The sequence below is a fragment of the Curtobacterium pusillum genome, from assembly GCF_007680845.1.
GTDB classification, from domain to species: domain Bacteria; phylum Actinomycetota; class Actinomycetes; order Actinomycetales; family Microbacteriaceae; genus Curtobacterium; species Curtobacterium pusillum_B.
The window spans coordinates 128,949-153,974 of sequence record NZ_VEIY01000007.1 but is presented as its reverse complement, the minus strand read 5'-3'; the positions used below and the strand labels follow the sequence as shown (position 1 = coordinate 153,974).

General features: G+C 71.4%; 20 protein-coding genes. 3 read left to right on the top strand and 17 right to left on the bottom strand.

Going from position 1 to position 25,026, the window contains the following annotated elements:
- Window positions 1–4: 4 nt before the first annotated feature.
- From FS825_RS15090 to FS825_RS15030, 13 genes are all read right to left on the bottom strand, one after another.
- A complete protein-coding gene (locus tag FS825_RS15090; RefSeq protein ID WP_144714501.1) occupies window positions 5–1,162 on the bottom strand; it encodes a cell division protein FtsQ/DivIB in 1,158 nt (385 codons plus the stop codon).
- A gap of 119 nt (window positions 1,163–1,281) precedes the next feature.
- Window positions 1,282–2,703: a UDP-N-acetylmuramate--L-alanine ligase gene (gene murC / locus FS825_RS15085; protein ID WP_144714498.1), complete on the bottom strand. Its 1,422-nt coding sequence runs from the start codon at window positions 2,701–2,703 to the stop codon at window positions 1,282–1,284.
- Window positions 2,700–3,848: an undecaprenyldiphospho-muramoylpentapeptide beta-N-acetylglucosaminyltransferase gene (gene murG, locus FS825_RS15080; protein WP_260981251.1), complete on the bottom strand. Its 1,149-nt coding sequence runs from the start codon at window positions 3,846–3,848 to the stop codon at window positions 2,700–2,702. Before murG ends, murC begins: the two co-directional genes overlap by 4 nt.
- Complete coding sequence (gene ftsW / locus FS825_RS15075; RefSeq protein ID WP_144714495.1) at window positions 3,845–5,182, bottom strand: putative lipid II flippase FtsW; 1,338 nt, start codon at window positions 5,180–5,182, stop codon at window positions 3,845–3,847. Before ftsW ends, murG begins: the two co-directional genes overlap by 4 nt.
- Window positions 5,151–6,677 carry a UDP-N-acetylmuramoyl-L-alanine--D-glutamate ligase gene (gene murD, locus FS825_RS15070; RefSeq protein WP_144714491.1) on the bottom strand — a complete coding sequence of 509 codons (1,527 nt, stop codon included), beginning with the start codon at window positions 6,675–6,677 and terminating at the stop codon, window positions 5,151–5,153. Before murD ends, ftsW begins: the two co-directional genes overlap by 32 nt.
- Complete coding sequence (gene mraY / locus FS825_RS15065) at window positions 6,670–7,773, bottom strand: phospho-N-acetylmuramoyl-pentapeptide-transferase (protein WP_144714488.1); 1,104 nt, start codon at window positions 7,771–7,773, stop codon at window positions 6,670–6,672. Before mraY ends, murD begins: the two co-directional genes overlap by 8 nt.
- Window positions 7,770–9,290: a UDP-N-acetylmuramoyl-tripeptide--D-alanyl-D-alanine ligase gene (locus tag FS825_RS15060; RefSeq protein WP_144714485.1), complete on the bottom strand. Its 1,521-nt coding sequence runs from the start codon at window positions 9,288–9,290 to the stop codon at window positions 7,770–7,772. The genes mraY and FS825_RS15060 overlap by 4 nt, the downstream gene beginning before the upstream one ends.
- A complete protein-coding gene (locus FS825_RS15055; protein ID WP_144714482.1) occupies window positions 9,287–10,927 on the bottom strand; it encodes a Mur ligase family protein in 1,641 nt (546 codons plus the stop codon). The genes FS825_RS15060 and FS825_RS15055 overlap by 4 nt, the downstream gene beginning before the upstream one ends.
- A gap of 14 nt (window positions 10,928–10,941) precedes the next feature.
- Entirely contained in the window at window positions 10,942–12,711 is a 1,770-nt protein-coding gene (locus tag FS825_RS15050) for a peptidoglycan D,D-transpeptidase FtsI family protein (protein ID WP_144714478.1), read from the bottom strand.
- A gap of 100 nt (window positions 12,712–12,811) precedes the next feature.
- Window positions 12,812–13,501 (bottom strand): cell division protein FtsL, encoded by a 690-nt coding sequence (gene ftsL, locus FS825_RS15045; RefSeq protein WP_144714474.1) that lies wholly within the window; start codon window positions 13,499–13,501, stop codon window positions 12,812–12,814.
- A 1-nt stretch (window position 13,502) separates the two neighbouring features.
- Window positions 13,503–14,462, bottom strand: a complete 960-nt coding sequence (gene rsmH / locus FS825_RS15040; protein ID WP_144714472.1) for a 16S rRNA (cytosine(1402)-N(4))-methyltransferase RsmH — start codon at window positions 14,460–14,462, stop codon at window positions 13,503–13,505.
- Window positions 14,463–14,568: 106 nt separating this feature from the next.
- Window positions 14,569–15,000, bottom strand: a complete 432-nt coding sequence (mraZ, locus tag FS825_RS15035) for a division/cell wall cluster transcriptional repressor MraZ (RefSeq protein WP_092097065.1) — start codon at window positions 14,998–15,000, stop codon at window positions 14,569–14,571.
- A gap of 958 nt (window positions 15,001–15,958) precedes the next feature.
- Window positions 15,959–16,351 carry a DUF3040 domain-containing protein gene (locus FS825_RS15030; RefSeq protein ID WP_144714469.1) on the bottom strand — a complete coding sequence of 131 codons (393 nt, stop codon included), beginning with the start codon at window positions 16,349–16,351 and terminating at the stop codon, window positions 15,959–15,961.
- A gap of 84 nt (window positions 16,352–16,435) precedes the next feature.
- On the opposite strand from FS825_RS15030, the gene FS825_RS15025 reads away from it, so the two are divergent.
- Complete coding sequence (locus FS825_RS15025; RefSeq protein WP_144714466.1) at window positions 16,436–17,554, top strand: polyprenyl synthetase family protein; 1,119 nt, start codon at window positions 16,436–16,438, stop codon at window positions 17,552–17,554.
- A gap of 87 nt (window positions 17,555–17,641) precedes the next feature.
- Here the strand turns inward: FS825_RS15025 and FS825_RS15020 are convergent, their stop codons facing one another.
- The gene (locus FS825_RS15020) at window positions 17,642–18,007 is read right to left on the bottom strand and encodes an Rv2175c family DNA-binding protein (RefSeq protein ID WP_144714463.1); all 366 of its coding nucleotides are present in this window, start codon (window positions 18,005–18,007) and stop codon (window positions 17,642–17,644) included.
- A gap of 220 nt (window positions 18,008–18,227) precedes the next feature.
- On the opposite strand from FS825_RS15020, the gene FS825_RS15015 reads away from it, so the two are divergent.
- Both FS825_RS15015 and pknB read left to right on the top strand, forming a co-directional pair.
- A complete protein-coding gene (locus tag FS825_RS15015; RefSeq protein ID WP_144714461.1) occupies window positions 18,228–19,406 on the top strand; it encodes a LysM peptidoglycan-binding domain-containing protein in 1,179 nt (392 codons plus the stop codon).
- A gap of 103 nt (window positions 19,407–19,509) precedes the next feature.
- Window positions 19,510–21,537, top strand: a complete 2,028-nt coding sequence (gene pknB, locus FS825_RS15010; protein ID WP_144714459.1) for a Stk1 family PASTA domain-containing Ser/Thr kinase — start codon at window positions 19,510–19,512, stop codon at window positions 21,535–21,537.
- 278 nt (window positions 21,538–21,815) lie between these two features.
- On the opposite strand, the gene FS825_RS15005 is transcribed toward pknB, so the two are convergent.
- The 3 genes from FS825_RS15005 to FS825_RS14995 are packed head-to-tail and all read right to left on the bottom strand — an operon-like array spanning window position 21,816 to window position 24,978.
- A complete protein-coding gene (locus FS825_RS15005; RefSeq protein ID WP_144714456.1) occupies window positions 21,816–23,201 on the bottom strand; it encodes a class II 3-deoxy-7-phosphoheptulonate synthase in 1,386 nt (461 codons plus the stop codon).
- Between the two features lie 53 nt (window positions 23,202–23,254).
- Window positions 23,255–23,995, bottom strand: coding sequence for a lysophospholipid acyltransferase family protein (locus tag FS825_RS15000; protein ID WP_144714453.1), 741 nt, complete (start codon window positions 23,993–23,995; stop codon window positions 23,255–23,257).
- 29 nt (window positions 23,996–24,024) lie between these two features.
- On the bottom strand, window positions 24,025–24,978 hold the full coding sequence (locus FS825_RS14995; protein ID WP_144714450.1) for an ROK family glucokinase: 954 nt from the start codon (window positions 24,976–24,978) through the stop codon (window positions 24,025–24,027).
- Window positions 24,979–25,026: the final 48 nt, after the last annotated feature.

The window sequence follows — 25,026 nt, the reverse complement described above, 5'->3', positions numbered from 1 at the left end:
ACCGCTACGGCTTCGCCCGGATGATCCCGTTGTCCGGTGCGCTGACGTCGTACTCGACGACCACACCCGGGTTCCGCGCAGCGTGGTCCTTCACGAGCGCCGCGAGCAGCGCCGCCTTGGCGTCTGACTGCTCCGGGTTGCCCCAGACGACGGTCGACCCGTCCTTGAGGCTCAGCGTCACGTCGTCCGCCGTCGTCGCCTTGACGCTCGTCACCTGTGCCCGGACCGTCGACGGCAGCGCGAGGACCACCTCGGTCATGGTCCGGAACACCGACGACCCGAGCTTCGCTCCCCCGACGTCCGCGAGCGGCATGTTCGCGGGCTGCTTCGGCGAGGACTGCACGACGATGCCGGCCGGGTCGACCAGGTCGAAGGACTTCCCCGACCGCACGGCGACGACCGGCGTCCGCTCGGTGACGGTGATCACGAGCGTGTGCGGCGGCGCCTCTTCGGTGACGTAGCTCTCGATGAGCGGGAACCCGGCGATGTCCCGCTTGATCGCGCCGAAGTCCAACCGGGCGAGCGGCGTCCCGACCTGGTCGGAGAGCGCCTGCCGGAGCTGGGTCTCGTCGACGCGGTTCGTGCCCTTGATCTCGATGGTCTGCAGCGCCATCAGCGGCGAGAAGACCGCCACGAGGATCGAGACGCCGAACACCAGCACGATGCTCGCCGCGGTGATCCACGCCGCACGACGGTGCCGGCTGCGCCGGGTGAAGCGCCGCACCTCGGCCCGTTCGAGCAGCCGACGGCGACGCTTCGCGACGCGGGCTTCCCGCGCGGTCTCCGCAGCGCGGACGCCGGCACCGATCGGAGCCGTCGGCCCGGCGTCGCCACCCGTCGGACTGGAGGCGCGGTGCGGGTCGATGACGTCGGTGACCGTCGCGTCCGGGTCGGCTCCAGGGCGCGTGGCCGCGTCCCGGCGCTCGGCCTCCGGATCGTGGTGGTCCTCGTCCGGCGTGTACTCGCGGAGCCGGCCCGCCACGGTGGAGAGACCGGCGCCGAGACGACGGCCCGCAGCTCCCGCGAACGCGCTCGCGCGGTCGCGGGTCGACGGCTCCTGAGACGCGACCGGGGTGTCGGAGGCGAGCAGGGCCGTGACGTCGTCCGTCTCGTCGACCGGGGCCGACGGAGCGGGGTCGGGCCGCGCCTCCTGGACGTCCACCGGCGCACCGCGGGACGGACGTCGGGGCGACCGGGGGGCGCGACGCTGCCGGGGCGCGTCGGCGCCCGTGGCGGGAGCGTCCGGCTGGACCGAACGCTCGTCGAACCCCTCTGGGCGCTTCACCGGGACAGGACCGGGTCGTCGTGGAGCGCGCCGAGCACCTGCGGGATGATCCGGTACACGTCGCCGCAGCTGAGGGTCATGATGATGTCGCCGTCGCGGGCCACCTCCGCAGCGCGCTTCGCGGCGTCGTCCCAGTCGGGCAGGAACTCCACCAGGGACTGGTCGGTGAAGCGTTCCTGCACGAGGGCGCCGGTGACGCCGGGCTCGGGGTCCTCGCGGGCGCCGTAGACGTCGAGGACGACGGTGTGGTCCGCGAGCTCCTCGTAGACCTTGGCGAAGTCGCCGGCCATCATGCGGGTGCGCGAGTACAGGTGCGGCTGGTGGATCGCGATGATCCGGCCGTCGCCGACGACGTTGCGCGCGGCCCGGAGTGCCGCGGCGACCTCGGTGGGGTGGTGCGCGTAGTCGTCGTACACCGACACGCCACGCTCGACGCCGTGCAGCTCGAACCGGCGCTGGGTCCCGCCGAAGGCCTCGATGCCGCGGACGGCGTCCTCTGGCGCGACGCCGAGTCCGGTCAGGACGGCGAAGGCACCGACGGCGTTGATCGCGTTGTGGCGACCGGGCACGCGGAGGGTCAGGTGGTACGCGGTGCCGCCGACGCGGAAGTCGACCTCGACCCCGGCGGACTCGGTGATGCCCTCGATCCGGACGTCGGCGTCGACCGCCTCACCGAACGTGACGATCTCCGGCGCGTCGGCGCGGGCCCGGAGCCCGGCCGTGACGGTCTTCGCCCCGGCGTCGTCGCTCGAGATGACGACCCGCTCGGACGCCTTGGCCGTGAACTCGACGAACGCCTCGATGAAGGCGTCCTCGCTGCCGTAGTGGTCGAGGTGGTCGGCGTCGACGTTCGTGACGAGGGCCACGGCGACGTCGTACAGCAGGAAGGAGCCGTCGGACTCGTCGGCCTCGACCACGAACAGGTCGCTGCCACCTGGTGCGGAGCTCGTGCCGAGCGACTGGATGACGCCGCCGTTGACGAAGCTCGGGTCGAGCCCGAGCTCGACCAGCGCGGTGACGATCATGCCCGTCGAGGTGGTCTTGCCGTGCGCTCCGGCCACCGCGACGAGCCGGTGCTCGGCGATCAGGGCGGCGAGGGCCTGGGAGCGGTGCAGGACGGGCAGGCCGCGGCGCTGGGCCTCGAGCAGTTCGGGGTTGTCCGGCCAGAGGGCGCTCGTCACGACGATGGTGTCCGCGTCGCCGACGTTCGCGGCGTCGTGGCCGATGTGGACCTCGGCGCCGAGGTCGCGCATGGTGCCGGTGGTGGCGGTCTCGCTGGAGTCGCTGCCCGTCACGCGGTGGCCGGCGGCGAGGAAGAGCCGGGCGATGCCGCTCATGCCGGAGCCGCCGATGCCGACGAAGTGGACCGTGCCGAGGTCGTCGGGGATCGGCTGGGTCAGGTCCGGCTTGATGGTCATGGTTCCTCCGTGGTGCCGGTGGTGGTGCCGGTGTTCGTGGTGCCGGTGTTCGTGGTGCCGGTGTTCTTCGTCGCGGTCCTCGCCGCGTCGAGCACGAGGTCGGTCATCCGGTCGGCGCCGTCGCGGTGTCCGACGCTGCCCGCCCGCACGGTCATGTCCGCGATCCGGGCACGGTCCTGCAGGATGTCCAGGAGCTGGAACGTCACCCAGTCCTCGTCGAATTCCGCGTCCGCCACGAGCACCGCTCCCCCGGCGTCGACGACGTCCTTCGCGTTGTGCCGCTGCTCGCCGTTGCCGACAGGGTACGGCACCAGGACGCTCGGCAGCCCGACGGCGGTGAGCTCGCACACCATGCCGGCGCCGGACCGCGACACCACGAAGTCGCTCGCGGCGTACGCGAGATCCATCCGGTCGCAGTACGGCAGCACGTGGTACCCGTCGAGGTCGCTCGGGCCGATGTCCGACTTCCCGCCGACGACGTGCAGCACCTGCCACCCGGCACCGACGATCGTCGCCGCGGCACGGTTCACGGTGCGGTTGATGCTCCGCGCTCCCGAGGAACCGCCCGTCACGAGCAGCACCGGGCGGTCGGCGTCGAGGCCGAACTCCGCCAGGCCCTCGGCGCGGCTCGCGCGGCGGTCGAGCGACTCGATCTCGCGGCGGAGCGGCATCCCGACGACCCGGCCGTGCCGCAGGCGCGTGTTCGAGAAGGTGACGCCGACGTGGTCGGTGAGGAACGCCGCGAGCCGGTTCGCGAGCCCGGGCTTGGCGTTCTGCTCGTGCACCACGAGCGGGGTGCCCGTGCGCCGGGCGGCGATGTACGCCGGGGCGGCCGCGTAGCCGCCGACGCCGAGGACGACCTCGACGTCGTGCTCGCGGATGAGCTGTTCGGTGCGCTTGACCGCACGCCAGAAGGCTCCGGGGAACCGGAGGGCGGCGGCGTTCGGCTTCCGCGGGAAGGGCAGGCGCGGGATCGTCAGCAGGTCGTAGCCGCGCATCGGGACGAGTCGGGACTCGAGGCCCTCGGCGGTGCCGAGGACGAGGACCTCGGCGTCGGGCGCGCGTTCGGTCAGCCGGTCGGCGACCGCGAGCAGCGGGTTGACGTGCCCGGCGGTGCCACCGCCGGCGAAGAGGTAGGTGCTCACCGGAGTGTTCCGTTCAGGGTGGTGCGGGTGGGTGCGCCGACCTGGCTGTTCTTGCCGGGCAGGTCGCGGGCGAAGGAGAGCACGACACCGATCGCGACCAAGGTCATGATGAGCGCCGAGCCACCGGCCGAGATGAGTGGGAGCGGGACGCCGAGGACCGGCAGCAGGCCGAGCACCACGGCGATGTTCACGAGCGCCTGGCCGATGATCCAGGCGAGGACGCCGCCGGTGACGGTCTTCACGAACGGGTCGTTCGACTGCCGGATGACCTTGATCATGCCGACCGCGAGCACCACGAACAGGGCGAGCACGACGACGGCGCCGACGAGCCCGAGCTCCTCGCCGATGATCGCGAAGATGTAGTCGTTGTCCGCCTCGGGCAGCCACGACCACTTCGCCTTCGAGTTGCCGAGGCCCACGCCGAACACGCCGCCGGACGCGAGCGCCCACATGCCGTGGGTCGGCTGCCAGCACAGGTCCTGGTACTGGCTCGTGTCGGTGCAGCCGGACAGCCAGGCGCCGATGCGGGACTGGCGGGAGCTGGACGCCATCGTGACGAACGGCAGCAGGACGGCGATCGCGACGACCCCGACGAGCAGGTGCCGCGCGCGGGCCCCGCCGACGTAGAGCGCGCCGAACACGAGGATGAGCATGATCATCGCCGTGCCCTGGTCGCCGCCGACGAGGACGAGCCCGATGGAGCCGAGCGAGGCGATCCCGATCGGGATGAAGACCTCTTTCCAGTCGTCGAGCTTCTCGCGCTTGACGTACAGGATCGCGCCGATGCCGAGGACGAGCGCGAGCTTGAGGATCTCGGACGGCTGGGCGGTGAAGGACCCGACCCGGATCCAGTTCCGGTTGCCCTGGATCGAGTAGCCGAGCGGGGTGAGCACGACGAGCGCCTGGACGACGAGGCCGACCCCGACGATCCACATCGCCCACTTCCGCCAGAAGCGGGCGGGCAGGCGGGACGCGATGAGCATCAGGGGGACGCCGAGGACGGCGTAGAGGCCCTGGCGGGACGCTGCGCCGAAGAAGTCGTGCGTCGCGGCGTACTGCTCCACGCTCGAGGACGACAGCACCATGACGACGCCGAAGACGACGAGGAAGAGGGTGACGCCGAGGATCGTGTAGAAGGTGCTCGACTCGGCGACGAAGACGTTCTTGACGGCGATGACCGCGCCGTTGGTGCGGCGGCCCGTGGCGGACCGACCGGCCGGGCGCGCCTGTGTCGTCTCGGAGCGGTTACTGCTGCTCGGAAGATCCGTCGTCGCCGCTCGGGGACGCGTCGTTTCCGACCCGCTACGGCCGCTCGGAAGATCCGTCGTCGCCATCGGCGTTTCCTCCCAGGTGCTCGTGGACCGCCGCCGCGAATCGACGCCCCCGGTCCGCGTAGGAGCCGAACTGGTCGAACGACGCCGCGGCCGGGGCGAGGAGGACCGTGTCGCCCGGTCTCGCGACCGATGCGGCATGCCGGACCGCCTCGGGCATGACCTGATCAGTGTCCGCTGCTTCGACCTGCAGGACGGGCACCCCGGGCGCGTGTCGTGCGAATGCCTCGAGCACGGGCCCGCGGTCGGTCCCGATCACCACGACGGCGCGCACGTCCGGGCCGAACCGCTCGACGAGTCCGTCGATGTCGACGCCCTTGAACAGCCCACCGACGATCCACACCACGGTGTCGAACGACGCCAGCGACGCGGTCGCCGCGTGCGGGTTCGTCGCCTTCGAGTCGTCCACCCAGGTGATGCCGTCGGCGGTCGCCACGAGCTCGGTGCGGTGGTGGTCCGCCCGGAACCCCTGCACGGCGGCGCGGATCGCACTGGGCTGCACGGCAGCCGCGCGGGCGAGGGCCGCGGCGGCGAGGACGTTCATCGTCATGTGCGGGCTGGCGAGCCCGGCCTGCTCGAGGTCGGCGACCGTCGCGAGCTCGAGTGCGCTGCTCTGCCGGTTCTCGGCGAAGGCGCGGTCGCACAGGACGTCCTCGACGATCCCGACGTCACCGGGCGCGGGGACACCGGGCCCGAACCCGACGGCGCGGCAGCCCTCGACGACGTCGGCGTCCTCGACCATGTGCCGGGTGACCTCGTCGGTCGTGTTGTACACGCACGCCATGACGGTGCGCTCGTAGACCTTGGCCTTCGCCGCGCGGTACGCCTCGGCGGAACCGTGCCACTCGAGGTGGTCGTCGGCGATGTTGAGGCAGGTGCTCGCGAGCGGCACCACGGCGCCGTCGCCGGTCGTCGGCATGTAGTGCAGCTGGTGGCTGGAGAGTTCGACGACGAGCACGTCGTAACCGTCCGGGTCGCGGACGACGTCGAGCACGGGCACGCCGATGTTGCCGCACGCCACCGCCCGCAGGCCGCCGGCCGTGAACATCGCGGTCGCGAGCTGCGTGGTGGTGGTCTTGCCGTTCGTCCCGGTGATCGTCACCCACGGGGCGGCGACCGGCCCGCGGACGACCTTGTCGCGCACGCGCCAGGCGAGCTCGATGTCACCCCAGACGGTGCTGTTCGCGACGGACCACTGCACGGTGGCGTTGTGCGGCGGCAGGCCCGGCGACACGATGACGACGTCCGGCGCCTGCGCCTCGAGGGCGTCGGGCACCGAGTCCAGCGGCGTCTGCACGAACCGCGCGCCGATGACGTCGAGCAGCTCGACGCTGTCGGAGGGCGCGTCGGTCGAGTAGACCGTCACGTCGCTGCCGACCTCGACGAGGGTGTCGGCGACCGAGAACCCGGTGGCACCGAGCCCGAGGACGGCGACGTTCAGCCCCTTCCAGCCCTCCGCGTACCAGCTGTCGAGACCTTCCAGGCGGGCGTCAACCAACTCGTGCGATCCATTCCAGGTAGAAGAGTCCGACCCCCGCGGCGACGCAGAGCCCCGCGATGATCCAGAACCGGACGACGACGGTCACCTCGGCCCACCCCTTCAGCTCGAAGTGGTGGTGCAGCGGACTCATCCGGAAGATCCGCTTGCCGTGGGTGATCTTGAAGTAGGCCCGCTGCAGGATGACCGAGCCGGTGACGATGAAGAACAGACCACCGATGAGGACGAGCAGGAGCTCGGTCCGGCTGAGGATCGCCAGGCCGGCCAGGGCGCCGCCGAGGCCGAGCGAGCCGGTGTCGCCGAGGAAGATCTGCGCCGGCGAGGTGTTGTACCAGAGGAACCCGATCAGCCCGCCGCAGACCGCGGCCGCGACGACCGCGAGGTCGAGCGGGTTGGTCACGGTGTAGCAGGCGTGCTCGGTGCTGGCGTCGAGCCGGGCACCACCGCACAGCTGGTTCGACTGCCAGAAGCCGATGATGACGTACGACCCGATCGCGAGGATGCTCGAGCCGGTGGCCAGCCCGTCGAGTCCGTCGGCCACGTTCACGCCGTTCGACGTCGAGACCGTCAGCAGGACGATCCACGCGAGGAACAGGATGGTGCCGATCACCGTGCCGAGCGCCATGAAGTCGAGCCACGGGACGTCCCGGATCGCCGAGATCATCGTGGACGCCGGCGGCTTGCCGTTCGACGCCGGCACCACGAGGGCGACCGTCGCGAAGATCACGCCGACGATGACCTGACCGAGGATCTTCGCCCAGCCGCCGAGGCCGAGACTCCGCTGCCTGCGGACCTTGAGGAAGTCGTCGATGAACCCGACGAACCCGAGGCCCACCATGAGGAACAGCACGAGGAGGCCCGACAGCGTCACGGAGTCGCGACCGACCAGATGTCCGACGAAGTACCCGAGCACCGCGCCGATGATGAGGACGATGCCGCCCATCGTCGCGGTCCCGCGCTTGGTGTGGTGCGACTGCGGGCCGTCGTCACGGATGAACTGTCCCCAGCCGAGGCGGTGGAACAGCTTGATGAAGAACGGCGTGAGCAGCAGTGTGAACACCAGCGACACGGCGCCGGCGATCAGGAGGGCGATCATTCGGTGACACCTCCGAGGCGGTCGCCGAGGAATCGCAGTTCGGCGGACTTCGAGGACTTGACGAGGACGACGTCGCCGGGGCGGAGCATGTCCTGCAGGGAGTGGACGGCGTCGTCGACGTCCTCGATGAACACGGACTCGCCGTCCCACGATCCCTCGAGGGTGGCGGCCTGGTGGATCGGCAGGGCGCCGCGGCCGACGACCACGAGCTGCCCGATACCGAGACGGACGACGAGTCGACCGATGCGGTCGTGCTCCTCGACGGAGAACTCGCCGAGCTCGGCCATCTCGCCGAGCACGGCGACGGTCCGCTCCCCCGGACGCACGATCTGCGCCAGGGTCCGCAGCGCCGCTGCGGTCGAGTCGGGGGACGCGTTGTACGCGTCGTTGATGACCGTCACGCCCTCCGCGCCGCCCTGGAGGAGCTCCATGCGCCAGCGCTCGGCTCGCGTCATCGACGCGAGCGCCTCGGCGCCGGTGGCGAGGGGGACGCCCCAGAGGTGCGCCACCGTGAGCGCGGCTGACGCGTTCATGGCGTGGTGCTCACCCAGGATGGCGAGGCGGACGTCGACGGTCTCGGGGAGGCGATCCGCGCCTCCAGGCTGGGTCGCGTCCGTCGGACGGTCGCCTCCCTGGCGGACGGGAGGCGCGGTGAGGGTGAAGCGGGTGCCGCTGCGGTCCGTCTCGATGCCGGAGATGCGGTAGTCGGCTTCCGCCGACGTGCCGAAGCCGACCACGTGGGCAGCCGTCAGCGCGCGCATCGACGCGACGCGGTCGTCGTCCACGTTGAGCAGTGCGGTCGCGGTGGCCGGGAGGTCGGTGACCATCTCCGACTTGGCGCGCTGCGTCGCCTCGATCCCGCCGAACTCGCCGGCGTGCGCAAGGCCCACCTTGAGGACGACACCGGTGTCCGGTTCGGCGATCGAGACGAGCTTCGCGATGTGGCCGACGCCGCTCGCGCCCATCTCGACGACCAGGTAGCGGGTGTCGTGGGTGATCCGGAGCATCGAGATCGGGGCGCCGACGTGGTTGTTGAACGACCCCTGCGGTGCGACGGTCTCGCCGTGCTGCTCGAGGATCGTGCGGAGCATGTTCTTCGTGCTCGTCTTGCCGTTCGATCCCGTGATGCCGACGACCCGGAGCGGCGCCGGGCGGCCCTCGGTGTCGACGCGGTCGGCGCTGGCCGTCCGGACGCGGGTGACGACCTCGTGCGCGAGCGCGGCGAGGGCCTCGTAGCCGTCCTGGACGACGATCTGCGGCGCGGTCGTCTCGACCCGTTCGGGCGTGATGACGAGCGCGGCACCGGCCTCGGTCGCGGCGGGCACGAAGCGGCGCCCGTCGGTGACCTCGCCCGGGAGCGCGAAGAACACGCTGCCGGGACGGACGAGCCGGGAGTCGGTCTCGACCGTGCCCTCCACGACCAGGTCGCCCTGGTCCGCCACGTCGGTCGCCTGGGCACCGGCGATCAGCTCGCCGCCGACCGCGGTGGCGATCTCGGCGAGGGTGAGCGCGATCATCGGGTGCCCTCGGCGCGGGTGCCGTCGGCTGGGCCGGCGTTCGGCTCCCATCCGGCTTCGCGGAGGGCCTGCCGGGCCTCGTCGCGTGCCGAGTACGGGGTGCGGACGCCCTGGATGTCGCGGTAGTCCTGGTGACCGGGGCCGGCCCAGAGGATCGAGTCGCCGTCGCCGAGGAGGCTCACGGCCTTGCGGATCGCGGCTTCCGGCGGGCTGACCTCGTAGAGCTCGTGGTCGGGGAACGCCTCGCGCGCGGCGTCGACCAGGGTCTTCCGGATCGACGCGGCGTCCTCGAAGCGGGGGTGGTGGTCGGTGACGACGAGGATGTCCGACCCGGCGGCGGCGATGCGGGCCATGTCGGCGCGCTTGGTCTTGTCGCGGTCGCCGTCGGCGCCGAACAGCATGAGGACCCGGCCGGACGTGAACTGTCGGACCGCCGCGAGGGTGTTCTCGAACGCGTCGGGGCTGTGCCCGAAGTCGACGTACACGCTGGGTCCGGTGTCGCCGGAGACCCGCTCGGTGCGGCCGGGGAGGTAGCACTCGATCGCGGACACGGGGTGTTCCGCGGTCTGGTCCGCGTACTGCCGGTGGTTGCTCTGGAGCGCCTGGGCGATCGCGCCCAGCTCGAAGCCGCCCTCGACGAGCATGACGATCGCGAGTGCCGCGTTCGCCGCCATGTGCCAGCCGATGAGGGGCACACGTGTGGTGAGTTCGCGGCCCTCGGGACCGGTCAGGCGGAACTCGGTGTAGGCGGCGTGGGCCTCGACGATGTCGACGTGCCACTCGGCCTCGACGTCGGAGTGCACCGTGATGGTCGTGACCGGGATCCGGGAGTCCTGCACCACGCGGTGGCCCCAGTCCGTGTCCAGGGAGACGACGCCGCGGCGGGCGTGCTCGGGCTGGAACAGCGGGAGCTTCGCCTGGTAGTACTCCTCCATGTCGGCGTAGTCGTCGAGGTGGTCGTGCGACAGGTTCGTGAAGGCCGCGACGTCGAAGACGATGCCGTCGACCCGGTGCCGGCTGAGGGCCTGCGCGCTCACCTCGACGGCCACCGCGCGGACCTCGCTCTCGCGCATCCGGGCGAGGAGGGCGTGCATCTCGCTGGCCTCGGGCGTGGTGAGCCGGCTCGTGACGCTGAGCGTGCCGATGTGGCGCTCGGCGGTGGAGCTGAGGCCCGTGACGAGCCCGAGCTGCTTGAGGATCCCCTCGAGGATGTACGACGTGCTCGTCTTGCCGTTCGTGCCGGTGACGGCGAACAGCTGCGGCAGGTCGGTGGCTCCCTCCGCGTGGGTCCGGTAGACCCACGCCGCGACGTCGCCGAGGGCCGCTCGGGGGTCGTCGACGACGAGCACGGGGAGGCCGGCGGCCTGGGCGTGCGGGACGCCCGCAGCGTCGGTCAGCACCGCGACGGCACCGCGCTCGGCGGCTTCGGCGGAGAACTCCGCGCCGTGCCGGTTCGCACCGTGCACGCCGACGAAGAGGTCACCCGGCTGCACCTCGGAGGCGCTCAGGGTGACACCGGTCGTCTCGACGGCATCGACCGAGCCGACGACACGCAGACCGAACGCGTTCGCGAGTTCGGCCACGGCCCTCGGGGTCGGGTGTTCGGGTCGGAGGACCGGGGGGATCCGTGCGGACAAGTGCTCCTTCTTCCTCACCACGTGGACGGGTAGGTCTTCGCCTGCGTCGTGGAGGGGGCTACTCGGTACTTCTCGAGCACCTGGGACATGAGAGTGCGGAACGCCGGAGCCGCTCCGCTGGACCACTTGTTGGCCTGCGGCTTCGTGAACGTCACCGTGACAACATACTGGGGGTCCTCGGCGGGTGCCATTCCGGCCACCGACGTGATGCGCTGCGAGCCGTAGCCCTTCGACCCCTCGGCGACCTCGGCCGTTCCGGTCTTCGCGGCGATGTTGTAGCCCGAGATCGGCTTCATGCCGACGAGCGTGCCGCCGGTGACCACGCTCTGCAGCATGTCGGTGACCTGCGTCGCGGCGCTCGCGGACACGACGCGCGTCCCCTGCACGTCGGGCGCGTCGATCGTCTTGCCGTCGGCCGTCTCGCACCCCTTGACGAAGTGCAGCGGGATGCGGACACCGTCGTTGGCGATGGTCTGGAAGATGCTCGCGACCTGGACCGCGGTCGTCGAGATGCCCTGGCCGAACATCGAGTTGATGTTCGTCTGCTGGTCCCAGTTCGGGCTCGTGCCGTAGTCCATCGACGGCTGGCCCGGGTACTCGATCGCCGACTCCGGCTCGAACAGCCCGAACTTCTGCATGTAGTCGTACCGCTGCTGCGCGGTGAGCCGCTCGCCGAGCTCGGTGATGCCGACGTTCGACGAGTCGCGGAGGATGCCCGTGAGGGTCAGGTTCTCGGTCTGGTGGAACTCGGAGTCGTGGATCGTGCCGCCCCAGGGGAACGTCCGCGAGTACGGCACGACCGCCTGATCGGTCGGGCTCGACTTGCCCTGGTCGATCAGCGCAGCGGCGATCGCGGCCTTGATCGTCGAACCCGGCTCGTACGTGGCCGTCAGCGCACGCGAACTGAAGGCACCCTTGTCCGTGGTCGCGTCGACGTCGTTCGGGTCCACGGTCGGGTAGTCCGCCACGGCGAGGAGCTCGCCCGTCTTCACGCTCGTGACCGTCGCGGTCGCCGACTCGGCCTGCAGCTGCTTCGCGGCCGAGGCGATGGTCTGCTCCGCCATGTACTGCAGGTCGCTGTCGATGGTGGTCTCGAGCGTCCCGCCGTCCTTGGCTTCCTTGGTCGTCACGGTGCTGCCGGGGAGCTGCACCCCGTCGGACCCGCGCTCGTAGGTCTCGGAGCCGTTCGAGCCGGCGAGGCACTTGTCGTACGCGTACTCCAGGCCCGCCTGGGCGCCGTCGGTGCCCATGAAGCCGGTGATGTTGCCGGTCGTCGCTCCGGTCGGGTACACGCGGGAGGCCTGCTGCTCCTTGTAGATCCACGGGATGCCGAGTGCCGTCACCGCCTCGTAGTGCTTCACGTCGAGGCCCTTGACCAGGTACGCGAAGTCCGAGTCGGGGTCGGCGGCGATGTTCTTCCGCATCGTCGCGAGGTCGCCGCCGGACGCCTTCGCCAGTGCCGTCAGCGCAGCGTTGACGCTGACGTCCTTGATGCGGGTCCCGCCGAGCTTGCCCTGGAACTTCTTCACCAGACGCGGCGCGGTGGTGATGTTGTACCGCGTGACGCTGTCGGCCAACTCCGCGCCGTCGCGGTCGACGATCGAGCCGCGGGTGCCGTAGATCGTGACCGGGATGCTCCGCTTCTCCTTCGAGAGCTCGTTGAGCGAGGCGGCCTGGACCACCTGGATGTCGACGAGACGGATCACGAAGACTGCCACGAGGGCGATCACGGCGATCATCACGACGCTGTAGCGCAGTCGTCGGCTTCGGATCGTCTTCGTCACGCGGTGCGGTCCTTCCCGGGTGGAGCGGTGGTGCGTCGGTGGTGTCCCGACTGACGGGGCCCGACGTGCGGGTCCCGACGTGCCGGTCCCGACCTCCGGGTCACCGGGTGGACGGCGCCTGGAGCTGGTTCGCGTCGGACTCTACGTCGGTGGTCGAGGAAGCCCCGGCCGACGCGCTGGAGCCTGTGGTCTTCCCAGCGTCGGTGGTCGTGTCGGTCTTCGTGTCGGTCTTCGCGTCGCCGCTCTTCGCGTCGCTGCCGGTGGTCGACCCGCTCTCCTTGCTCGTCGACGTGTCGCCCTGCTTGGCGGCGAGTGGCACGTCGTTGAGCAGCGAGTTCGGCACCTGGTTCTCGGTGCTGGCCGTGGCCTGGTCGGCGACCGCCGGCGTGGGCGTGCCGTACACTCGGCCGGTCTTCGGGTCGAGGTACACCGGCGTCGAGTTCGCGATCATCCCGAGGGCCTGGGCGTTGCGCGCCAGGTTCTGCGGCGAGTCGAGGACCCGGAGCTCCTCGGAGAGCGACTGCTGCGTGCGGGCCAGGTTCGTCTGCTCGGTGCCGAGCGAACTCAGCGTGTAGGCGCCCTGGCTGAGGACCATGCTGATGCCGAGCTGCGCGAGGAGCAGGAGGCCGAGGGCGCCCACCGCCACCACCGCGTAGGCGATGCGGGGGCGTGCGCGGCGCTGGGCCTTCGTCGGCGTGACCTCGACGAGCTCCGGGCGGTCGCGCCGGGCCGGGCGCGGTGCACGGGACGGGACGACGGCGGGGTCGACGAGTGCGAGGTTCGTGCTCATGTCACTTCCGGATCCGCTCGGCCGCGCGCAGGCGCACGGGGGTTGCTCGTGGGTTGGCGGCGCGTTCGGCCTCGTCGGCCAGTTCGGCGCCCTTGACGACCAGGGAGAAGGTCGGGGCGTGTTCGGGGAGCTCCACCGGGAGTCCGGCGGGGGCGCTCGACTTCGTCCGGGCGGTGAGTGCCCGCTTGACGATGCGGTCCTCGAGGGACTGGTAGGACTCGACGACGATGCGGCCACCGACCGCGATGGCGTCGAGTGCTGCCGGGATGGCCCGCTCGAGGACGCTGAGTTCGGCGTTCACCTCGATGCGGAGAGCCTGGAACACCCGCTTGGCCGGGTGCCCCTGGCGTTGGATCGCCACCGGGGTCGCGTCGTGCAGGACCTGCACGAGGTCGCCGGACATCTCGAACGGCTTGGTCGTCCGGCGCTCGACGATCGCCCGGGCGTAGCGGCCGGCCAGCTTCTCCTCGCCGTAGCGCTGGAAGATCCGCCGCAGCTCGCCTTCGTCGTAGGTCGCGAGGACGTCGGCCGCGGTCTGCCCCTCGGTCCGGTCCATCCGCATGTCGAGCGGTGCGTCCTGGCTGTAGGCGAAGCCCCGTTCGGCGCGGTCGAGCTGCAGCGAGCTCACCCCGAGGTCGAACAGCACGCCGTCGACCGACCGGAAGCCCTCGCCCTCGATCGCCTCGGCGATGCCGTCGTAGACCGTGTGCACGAGCCGGACGCGGTCACCGAACCGAGCGAGGCGGTCCCCCGCGATGCCGAGCGCGTCCGTGTCGCGGTCGAGCCCGATCAGCGTGAGCTCCGGGAACCGCTCGAGCAGGCCCTCGGAGTGGCCGCCCATGCCGAGCGTCGCGTCCACGACGACCTTGCCGGGGCCCTCCAGGGTCGGCGTGAAGAGGTCGACGATGCGCTCGAGCATCACCGGAGTGTGCGGGAAGCGCTGGTCCTCATCGTCTGCCATGTGCAGCCCCTCGTCTTCCGGGCCGCGGGTCCGGATCCCCATCCATGCGACCTGACACCGGGGAAGGGGTGTCAGGGCTCCACGGCTGGGAGTCCCGATCCACGGATCAGAAGATCCCCGGGATCACCTCCTCGTCGTTGTCGGCGAAGCCCTCTTCGACCTCGGCGTAGTAGGCCTCCCACGCGGGGGTCGACCAGATCTCGGCACGGTCACCGCTGCCGATGACCGTCAGGTCCCGCTCGAGCCCCGCGTACTCGCGGAGGTTCTGCGGGATGGTGACGCGGTTCTGCTTGTCGGGCTGTTCTGCGCTGGCCCCGGAGAGGAACAGACGCATGTAGTCCCGAGTGCGCTTCGAGGTCATCGGTGCGGTGCGGATGCGCTCGTGCAGTTGCTCGAACGTGTCCGCGCTGTAGACGACGACGCAGCGCTCCTGCCCGCGGGTCATGACGAGCCCCCCGGACAATTCGTCCCGGAACTTGGCGGGGAGGATCACGCGACCCTTCTCGTCGAGCTTCGGGGCATGGGTACCGAGCAGCACGTCGGGCCTCCCCTCCGCTCCACCGGACCGTTGTGTGCACCACTTTACTCCACTCCCCTCCCCCTGCCCAGGAAAACGGGCTGCGAATCGCCTCCGTGCCCCGTACTGGGGTCGCTCGGCCGACGATCGCGGCGCAGAGAAGGCCGTCGTTCCGGGCCAGAACGCCCCGGTGGAGGGATGTGGAGCAGGTGGAGCGAAGTGGAGGGCCTTCGCGCCCCCACCCCCTCATCCGGGCGCGCCCCCGCCCCGCGCGCTCCGCCCCCCCCTCCCCCGCGGGCCCCGCCCCCACCCACCGAACGGGCACGACCCGCCGCACGCCTGCCGCCGAGCGGGCGAAACCGGCCGCGTGGCCGCGCCGAGCGTGACGGATACCGCCCGCTCGCCGAACCCCCGCCGGCCGGGCCGCACCCACCCGAGCGCCCGGACCTGCGCGCGCGTCGGCCCGCCGCACGGCGCCGAACGGGCACGACTCGCCGCACGCCCATCACCGAGCGGGCGAAACCGGCCGCGCGGGAACGGCGACCGTGACAGATATCGCCCGCTCGCCGAACCCCCGCCGACGCGGGCAACACTCGCCTCGGTCACCGGGGCCACCCGCGCGCCCGCCCGCCGCCTGGCGCCGAACGGGCACGACTCGCCGCGCGCCCACCGCCGAGCGGGCGAAACCGGCCGGGCGGGGGTGCCGAGAGTGACGGATAGTGCCCGCTCGGCGAACACGGGCCAGCCCAGAGCGGCACTCGGCCGGGCAACCAGCACTGCCCGCCGCACGGCGCCGAGCGGGCGGGACACGCCGCGCGCCGGGCGCCGAGCGGGCGGGATCGGCCGGGCGGGCGTGCCGAGCGTGACGGAAAGTGCCCGCTCGGCGGACGCCGGGCGGGCCCGGCCGGCCCCGGCCCCGGGCACACGAAACGGGGCCGGTCCCGAAGGACCGACCCCGTGGAGGAGAGTGGAGAGCCGCCTAGCTCTGGTCGTTCCGCTTGTCCCAGCGGTCGTTCATCCGGTCCATGAAGGACCCGCCGCCGCCGGTGCTCGGACGGGACGCCCCGCCCGTGGAGGACTTGCCGGCCCGAGGCGCCTTCGCCTTGGGGACCCGCATGCCGGGACGCAGTGCGAACAGGACACCGGCGAGCATCACGACGAACCCGAGGATCCCGATGACCGGCGCCTTGAAGACGAGCCCGAGGATGACGACCGCGACACCGACGAGGGCGCCGAGCACCCCGAGCGTGATGGCGGTGTAGGTCGGACGGCCCTGGCGGCGCGTGACACGCGCCACGAAGTCGGAGTCGTTCTGGTAGAGGCTCCGCTCCATCTCTTCGAGGAGTCGCTGCTCTTGCTCCGAGAGTGGCATCTGTGTTCCCTCTTGTTCTTGGGATCGACGCGTGGTTGAGGTGCACCGAGTCTACGACTCGACCGCTCCACTAGGGTAGGGAGTGTGGCTGAGAGTACGCGATTAGTGGACCTCGTGTCGGCGCGGATCGACCGGGCGCTGGACGACCAACGCGAACGGCTCGCCGCGATCAGTCCGGACCTCGCGCCGTTCGACGAGTACGCCCGCGATCTGCTCTCCGGGGGCAAGCGCTTCCGGGCGCTGTTCTGCTACTGGGGCTGGCAGTCGGTGGCGGGGCGTTCGGGGTCGTTCGACCCCCTGGCCGAGGGCTCGCGCCAGACCACGGCGGAAGCGATCGTCACCGTCGCCGCCGCGCTCGAGATCTTCCACGCCGCGGCCCTGGTGCACGACGACATCATGGACCGCTCGGACACCCGTCGCGGGCGTCCGGCCGCGCACCGGCGCTTCGAGTCCCTGCACGAGCGGTCCGGCTGGGCGGGCGACCGCGGGCAGTACGGCACGAACTCGGCACTGCTGCTGGGCGATCTCCTGCTCTCCCTGAGCGACGCCGTCTTCGACGAGGGGCTCGCGCTCCTCGACCCCGCGCGAGGACGGATCGTCCGCCAGGAGTTCCACACCATGCGGCTCGACGTCACGGCCGGGCAGTACCTCGACGTGCACGAAGAGACGGCGTGGCCGACGATCGACGAGGCCGAGCACCTCGTCCGTGCCCAGCGCGTCATCGTCTTCAAGTCGGCGAAGTACTCGATCGAAGCGCCCCTCGTGATCGGCGCCCTCGTCGCCGGCGCGAGCGAGGCGCAGCTCGAGGGGCTCCGGGCGTTCGGGCTCCCCCTCGGCGTCGCCTACCAGCTCCGCGACGACATGCTCGGCGTCTTCGGCGACCCCGAGGTCACCGGCAAGCCCGCCGGCGACGACCTGCGCGAGGGCAAGCGCACCGTGCTCATCGCCTCCGCGCGGAAGACCCTCGCGAGCGGCCCCCGACAGCTCCTCGACGAGCTCCTCGGCGACCCCGACCTCGACGAGGCGCAGGTCCAGATGCTCCGCGCGACCCTCACCGAGTCCGGTGCGGTGGCCGCGGTCGAGCGATCGATCGAGCGGCACGTGCAGCGCGCGAAGGCCGCGATCGAGGCGGCTCCACTGACGCCGTCCGCGCGCGAGCAGCTCATCGCGCTGGCCGACACGGTCAGCCGCCGCGTCGCGTAGACGCGGACAGCAGGAGACGCAACCGCCTGACCGACGGGAGGCGCGGCGCCAGCTGGCACCGCGCCTCCCGTCCGTCGGTGGGGACGTCTAGAGCAGCGACTGGGCGATGCGACGTACCTCGGCCTTGCGGCCCGCGCGCAGCGCGGCGATCGGCGAGGTGCCGATGGCGTCGTCGACGGTGAGCATCCAGCGCACGGCCTCGTCGTCGGTGAAGCCGTTGTCGCCGAGGACGGTGAGCGTCCCGCGCAGTTCGGGCAGCGGCTCGCGGTCCTCGATGAACTCGCTCGGCACGCGGAGGACTCCGCCGATCCGGGCCGCCAGGAGGGTCTTGTCCTCGAACAGGCGGTGGATCCGGCCGGGGCTGGTGCTGAAGAGGTCCACCAGCTCGGGGACGGTCAGCCAGCGCTCGGAGAGGTTCAGGTCGTCGTCGGGTGCAGCACTCACGCGCCCCATGTTGCCAGGTCCACCGCGAGCCGCACACCGACTCGTTCGTCACATTGGTCACATGCGCAACATCAGGCTCTCTGGTTGACTTGTAAATCACGCCATGCCAGCGTGGAGCCACCTGTGAGTGCGCACGCACGCGCACGGCTCACCGCTAGGACAGGAGAAACCCGTGGACAACTCTGCAGACGAAGCCGCCCGGCGCGCACGATCCGCCAGGTTCGCCACCATGCCCATCGTCCTCGCCGGGACGATCGCGGTGACCGCCGGACTCACCGGACCGGTCGCCCACGCCGAACCCCAGCACGACGACAACGCGAACAAGCGGCACGTCGACGAGGACCGCAACGTCGGCGACCGACCGGTCTTCGGCACCGCCGTGGCGCGCCCGTCGCAGACCACGGTCACGACGGTCGCCGCGGTCTCGACGGCGTCCACCACGACTGTGCCCACGAACTACACCGTCCGTCAGGGCGACACCGTGTCGGGCATCGCCGCCCGCTACGGTCTGTCCGCGCAGGAGGTGCTCGTCCGCAACGGCCTCGGCTGGAACACGATCATCCACCCCGGGCAGACACTGCACCTCGCGTCCACCCCGTCGGTGACCACGGCGTCCGCGACCTCGGGGGCGTCCAGCACGGGGAGCTACCACGTCAAGCAGGGCGACACCGTGTCGGGCATCGCGGCCCGGGTCGGCGTGTCCACCACGGCGCTGCTCAGCGCCAACAAGCTGTCGCAGCGCTCGGTGATCTACCCCGGGCAGACGCTGCGCGTGCCGTCCGCGGGCTCCGCTGCGGCGGCACCGGTCGCCGCGACGTCGACCGGGTCGTCGTCGGCCGGGTCGTCGGCCTCGTCGGCTCGTGCCGGCAGCGTGAAGATCGGGGCGGGCGACACGATCGCGTCGATCGCCTCGGCGCACGGCGTGTCGGTGTCGTCGCTCCTCTCGGCGAACGGCCTCACGTACACGAGCACGATCTACGCCGGCAAGACACTCGTCCTCCCGTCGTCCGGACCGTCCCTCTCCGCGGAGCAGCGGGGCAACGCCGCCACGATCGTGTCGGTCGGCCGGTCCCTCGGGGTGTCCGACCACGGCATCGTCATCGCCCTGGCGGCCGCGATCCAGGAGTCGAGCCTCCGCAACCTCCCGTACGGCGACCGCGACTCGGTCGGCCTCTTCCAGCAGCGCCCGAGCCAGGGCTGGGGGTCCGCGGCGGCGCTGCAGGACCCGACGACGGCAGCGAAGCGGTTCTTCACCGGCAACCCGGGCCACACCAGGGGCCTGCTCGACGTCCCGGGCTGGTCGACGATGAACGTGACCACGGCGGCGCAGGCCGTCCAGGTCTCCGCGTACCCGAAGGCCTACGCGCAGTGGGAGCAGACCGCGAAGAACCTGCTCGCGTCGCTCTGAACCTGGTCGCCCTGCGGAAGCGAGTCATCCGCAAGATCGAGATTCGGACACGACCGGTGCGCCGGTGCGGGTCCGTGCAGTCCCGATTCGTAGAATGCCGCCGATGACCACGAACGCCGCCACGGACCCGATGATCGGTCGCATGATCGATCACCGCTACCGCGTGCGCTCGCGCATCGCCCGGGGCGGCATGGCGACGGTGTACCTCGCCACCGACGTGCGCCTCGAGCGCCGGGTCGCGATCAAGATCATGCACGGGCACCTGGCCGACGACCAGGCCTTCCGGGAGCGCTTCATCCAGGAGGCCCGTTCCGCCGCCCGGCTCTCCCACCCGAACCTCGTCGGCGTGTACGACCAGGGCGCCGAGGACGACACCGCCTACATCGTCATGGAGTACATCCCGGGCATCACGCTCCGGGACCTCCTCCAGGAGCACCACGCGCTCACGCCGGAGCAGGCCACCGACATCCTCCGCGCCGTCCTCGCCGGACTCGCGTCGGCCCACCGTGCCGGCATCGTGCACCGCGACCTCAAGCCCGAGAACGTCCTGCTCGCCGACGACGGCCGCATCAAGCTCGGCGACTTCGGCCTCGCGCGGGCGACCACCGCGAACACCGCGACCGGGGCGGCGCTCCTCGGCACGATCGCGTACCTCTCTCCCGAGCTCGTCACTCGCGGCGCCGCCGACTCGCGCAGCGACATCTACGCGCTCGGCATCATGCTCTACGAGATGCTCACCGGCGAGCAGCCGTACAAGGGCGAGCAGCCGATGCAGATCGCGTACCAGCACGCGAACGACACCGTCCCCGCGCCGAGCGACGCCGTACCCGGTGTCCCGCCGGAGCTCGACGACCTCGTGGCCTGGGCCACCGCACGCAACCCCGACGACCGGCCGAGCGACGCCCGCGAGATGCTCGACCACATGGCGGGCAACCAGCAGCGCGCGACCGGCCAGTACCGGACGGCCGTGCTGCGCCCCGAGAACGCGACCGCGATCCTCCCGGCCGGTGGTTCGTCGCCGTCCTCCGCGGACTCGGGCGACGCGACCACGATCCTCGAGCCCGCCGGGCAGCGGTCGTCCGGGCAGCAGCCCGCCGGCCGGCCGGGTCGCAACGCCCCCGGCCCGCGGCGCACCGGGTCGCAGCCGGGTGCGCTCTCCCCCGCCGGGCAGCGTCTCGCCGACAAGTCCGCCAAGCGCCGGAAGCGCGGGTGGATCGCCCTCGTCGTCGTCCTCGTGATCATGGCCATCGGGGGGACGATCGGCTGGGCGTTCGGCCCCGGGCCGTGGGGCAACGTGCGGATCCCCGAGGTCACCGGGAAGTCCGTCTCGCAGGCACGGCAGCTGCTCGAGGCGCAGGGCCTGCACACCGCGTCCACGACCGCCGCCCGGTTCGACGCCGTGGTCGCGAAGGGCCAGGTCTCGACGACGAGGCCGGCCGCGCGGCGAGAGGTCCAGAAGGGCACGTCCGTCCAGATCGTCGTCTCGAACGGCCCGAAGATGATCCCGCTGCCCGCGATCGTCGGGCAGCCGATCTCGACGGTCACCGCGGCGCTCGACGACGACTTCGAGCTGCAGGACGACCAGTACCAGTTCTCCGCCGACGCCGCGAAGGACACCGTCATCGCCGCCACGGGTCTCGGCACCGACGGGAAGACCATCGACCTCACCACCGTCGACACCTACGGCGAACGCGGGCCCGTGACGCTCACGGTCTCGCTCGGCCCGGTGCCGGACGTCGTCGGGAAGACCGTCGACCAGGCCACCGCGGACCTCGGCGCGGTGGACCTCACCGTCGGCACGCAGGACGGCCGGTTCAGCGACGACGTCCCCGAGGGGCAGATCATCTCCGCGAAGCCGCACGACGACCCCGTCGTGAAGGGCACGGCGATCGACGTCGTCGTGTCGAAGGGGCCGGCGCCGATCTCGCTGCCGGACGTCCAGGGGAAGACGATCAACGACGCCACGTCGACGCTCGAGGCCCTCGGGCTCAAGGTCTCCGTCCCGGACTGCACGAACATCCTGTGCGGCTTCTACGACTGGAAGGCCTCGCTCCCCGTGTCCGGCACGGACCCGGCGCCGAACACCACGGTGCACCGCGGCGACACGGTCACGCTGGCCTACAAGCAGTAGGCGCGCGCCTCCGTCGGTGCGGAGCCGAGTCTCGGGCTGGGCGACGTCTCTCGCGGTCCGGCGGGCGAGAACTGTCGCCTACCCCGAGACTCGGCCCGCGCCGTGGGGGTGCGCGAACGGCGGACGGGAGGCGCGGTGCGGGCTGGCACCGCGCCTCCCGTCCGTCGGTGCGGAGCCGAGTCTCGCGCTGGGCGACACTTCTCGGGGCCGCGGCCACGTGATCGGTCGCTGAGCCCGAGACTCGGGGCCGACGCCCCGAGACTCGGGGGCGCGGCGCGCTACGCGCGCACGTGCGGGTGCGCGCCGAGCTCCTCGGCCACGAGGAACGCCAGCTCGAGCGACTGCATGTGGTTCAGCCGCGGGTCGCACAGCGACTCGTAGCGCGTCGCGAGGGTGGCCTCGTCGATGTGCTCCGACCCGCCGAGGCACTCCGTGACGTCGTCACCGGTGAGCTCGACGTGCATGCCGCCCGGGTAGGTCCCGACCTCGCGGTGGGCCTCGAAGAACCCGAGGACCTCGTCCACGACGTCGTCGAAGCGCCGCGTCTTGTACCCGGTCGGGGTGGTCAGGCCGTTGCCGTGCATCGGGTCCGTCACCCACAGCGGGTTGGCGTCCATGCCCTTGATCGCCTCGAGCAGCTTGGGCAGCTCGTCGCGGATCTTGCCGGCGCCCATGCGGGTGATGAACGTCAGGCGGCCGGGCTCGCGGTTCGGGTCGAGCTTGTCGACCAGGGCCTTCATGTCGTCGACGCTCGTGGTCGGGCCGAGCTTGACGCCGATCGGGTTCCGCACGCGCGACAGGAAGTCGACGTGGGCGCCGTCGATGTCACGCGTGCGCTCACCGATCCAGATGAAGTGCCCGGAGGTGTCGTACGCCTGGCCCGAGCGCGAGTCGATGCGGGTCATCGGGCGCTCGTAGTCCATGAGGAGCCCCTCGTGCGAGGCGTAGAACTCGACGTGCTTGAGCTCGTCGAAGTCCGCACCGCAGGCGTCCATGAACCGGATGGCGCGGTCGATCTCCTGCGCGAGGTGCTCGTACCGGGCGTTCGCCGGGTTCGACGCGAACCCCTTGTTCCACGAGTGCACCTGGCGCAGGTCGGCGAAGCCCCCCTGGGTGAAGGCGCGGACGAGGTTGAGGGTCGACGCGGCCGTGTGGTACCCCTGCACGAGCCGGCGGGGGTCGGCCTGGCGGGACTCCGGCGTGAAGTCGTAGCCGTTCACGATGTCGCCGCGGTAGGCGGGCAGCGTGACGTCGCCGCGGGTCTCGAAGTCGCTCGAGCGCGGCTTGGCGAACTGCCCGGCCATCCGGCCCATCTTGATGACGGGCATCGACGCGCCGTACGTGAGCACGACCGCCATCTGCAGGATCGTCTTCACGCGGTCGCGGATGGAGTCCGCGGTGGCGCCGGCGAAGGTCTCGGCGCAGTCACCGCCCTGCAGCAGGAACGCCCGGCCCTGCGCGGCGGCGGCGAGCCGTTCGCGGAGCTTGTCGACCTCGCCCGCGAAGACGAGCGGCGGCAGCGTGGCGATCTCGGCCGAGGCCGCTTCGGCGGCGGCCGGGTCCGGCCACGAGGGCTGCTGCTTGATCGGGAGCGTCCGCCAATAGTCGAGCCCCTCGATCGCGTCCGGATCCTGCAGGGCGACGAAGTCGGTCGACTCGAACAAGGGTGGTACCTCTCGAAGGGGTGGCCGTCCCGCGGACGCGGGACCTTCGAATCCTAACGTGCGGCGGTGCCGCGCCCATTCCGTGTGACCTTGCCCTTGAGGACCTGCTCGCGCGCCGAACTCGCGCGGTCCTTGACGCTCGTCGCGTAGACGTCCTCGTACTCCTGGCGGCTCAGCCCGGCGAGCTCGTGCATGACCTCGTCGGTGACGCTGCGGAGGATGAACCGGTCGGTCTCGAGCCCCTCGAAGCGCGAGAAGTCGAGCGGCTTGCCGAACACGACCCCGACGCGCTTGAACTTCGGGATGCGCTGCCCGATCTGCTGCACCTCGCGCGTGCCGACCATGGCGACGGGGACCACGGTGACCCGGCCCTCGAGGATCATCCGGGCGATGCCGGTGCGGCCGCGGTAGAGCTTGCCGTCCGGGCTGCGGGTGCCCTCCGGGTAGATGCCGAGCTGCTCGCCGCGCGCGAGGACCTGCAGGCCGGCACGCAGGGACGCCTCGGACGCCTTGCCGCCGGAGCGGTCGATCGGGAGCTGCCCGATCGCGTTGAAGAAGGTCTTCGTCGCCCAGCCCTTGAGCCCGCGGCCCGTGAAGTAGTCGCTCTTCGCCAGGAACGACACCCGCCGGTCGAGCACGGCCGGCAGGATCACCGAGTCGATGAACGAGATGTGGTTCGACGCGAAGATCACCGGCCCCTTGGCGGGGACGTGTTCGCGACCCACGACCCACGGCCGGAAGAGGGTGAGGATGAGCGGGCCGAGCAGGAAGTTCTTCAGCAGCCAGTAGGTCATCGTCGACTCCTCAGTGCTCCGGGACGGACCTACGCCGTGCGGGCGTGGATCCGGGCGAGGTCGGCCGCGCCGACGACGCCGGCGTCGTTGACGAGCTCCGCGATCACGAAGTCGGGTTCCGGGTGGTAGCCCCGGGCCGGCAGGTTCGACAGGTACGCCTGCTTGATCGGGTCGAGCAGCCGGTCCCCCGCGCTCGCGACGCCGCCGCCGAAGACGAACAGCTGCGGGTCGAGCACCGCGGACAGGGAGGCGCAGGCCTCGCCGAGGTGGCGACCGAGCCGGCGGAGGGCCGCGAGGGCACCGGGGTCGTCGGCGAGGATGAGGTCCCCGACGATGTGGCCGTCGAGCTCGCCGCCGTTCGCCGCACGGGCGTCGGCCAGCGCCTGGCCGATGCCGCCGGCGTCGGCGACGTCGTTCGCCATCCGCTGCAGGGCGCGGCCGGAGCCGTACTGCTCGATGCAGCCACGGGCGCCGCAGCCGCACGGCAGGCCGTTCGGGACGATCCGGAGGTGCCCGATCTCGCCGCCGGTGCCGAAGCCACCGCGGAACAGGCGGTCCTCGGTCACGATCGCGCCACCGACCCCGGTGCCGATCGTCAGCATGGTCATGTCGGACACGAGCCGGCCTGCGCCGAAGCGGAACTCGGCCCAGCCCGCGGCGTTGGCGTCGTTGTCGACGGTGATGTGCAGGTCGCCGATGCGCTGCTGCAGCTTCTGGCGCAGCGGTTCGTTCCGCCAGCGGATGTTCGGCGTGTAGTAGACGATCGACTGCGAGGCGTCGATGAAGCCGGGGGCGGCGACGCCGACCGCGCTCACGTCGTAGGCGCTCCGCAGCCGCGACACCATCGCGACCACGTCGTCGAGCATGGCGTCCGGGTCCGCAGCGTTGGTGGCCACCCGGTCCTCGGCGAGGATCTCGCCCAGTTCCGTGACGACCGCACCCGCGATCTTGGTGCCCCCGATGTCGATTCCGATGGCGTGCACGAGGGTCGAGCCTACCGGTTCGACGCGCGCACACGGAACGCACGTGAC

Excerpts from the sequence above, each read along its gene's own strand:
- murC (WP_144714498.1), bottom strand. The coding sequence starts at position 2,703 with ATGACCATCAAGCCGGACCTGACCCAGCCGATCCCCGACGACCTCGGC.
- ftsW (WP_144714495.1), bottom strand. The coding sequence starts at position 5,182 with ATGGCGACGACGGATCTTCCGAGCGGCCGTAGCGGGTCGGAAACGACG.
- mraY (WP_144714488.1), bottom strand. The coding sequence starts at position 7,773 with ATGATCGCCCTCCTGATCGCCGGCGCCGTGTCGCTGGTGTTCACACTG.
- FS825_RS15060 (WP_144714485.1), bottom strand. The coding sequence starts at position 9,290 with ATGATCGCGCTCACCCTCGCCGAGATCGCCACCGCGGTCGGCGGCGAG.
- ftsL (WP_144714474.1), bottom strand. The coding sequence starts at position 13,501 with ATGAGCACGAACCTCGCACTCGTCGACCCCGCCGTCGTCCCGTCCCGT.
- rsmH (WP_144714472.1), bottom strand. The coding sequence starts at position 14,462 with ATGGCAGACGATGAGGACCAGCGCTTCCCGCACACTCCGGTGATGCTC.
- FS825_RS15030 (WP_144714469.1), bottom strand. The coding sequence starts at position 16,351 with ATGCCACTCTCGGAGCAAGAGCAGCGACTCCTCGAAGAGATGGAGCGG.
- FS825_RS15020 (WP_144714463.1), bottom strand. The coding sequence starts at position 18,007 with ATGGGGCGCGTGAGTGCTGCACCCGACGACGACCTGAACCTCTCCGAG.
- FS825_RS15015 (WP_144714461.1), top strand. The coding sequence starts at position 18,228 with ATGCCCATCGTCCTCGCCGGGACGATCGCGGTGACCGCCGGACTCACC.
- pknB (WP_144714459.1), top strand. The coding sequence starts at position 19,510 with ATGACCACGAACGCCGCCACGGACCCGATGATCGGTCGCATGATCGAT.
- FS825_RS15000 (WP_144714453.1), bottom strand. The coding sequence starts at position 23,995 with ATGACCTACTGGCTGCTGAAGAACTTCCTGCTCGGCCCGCTCATCCTC.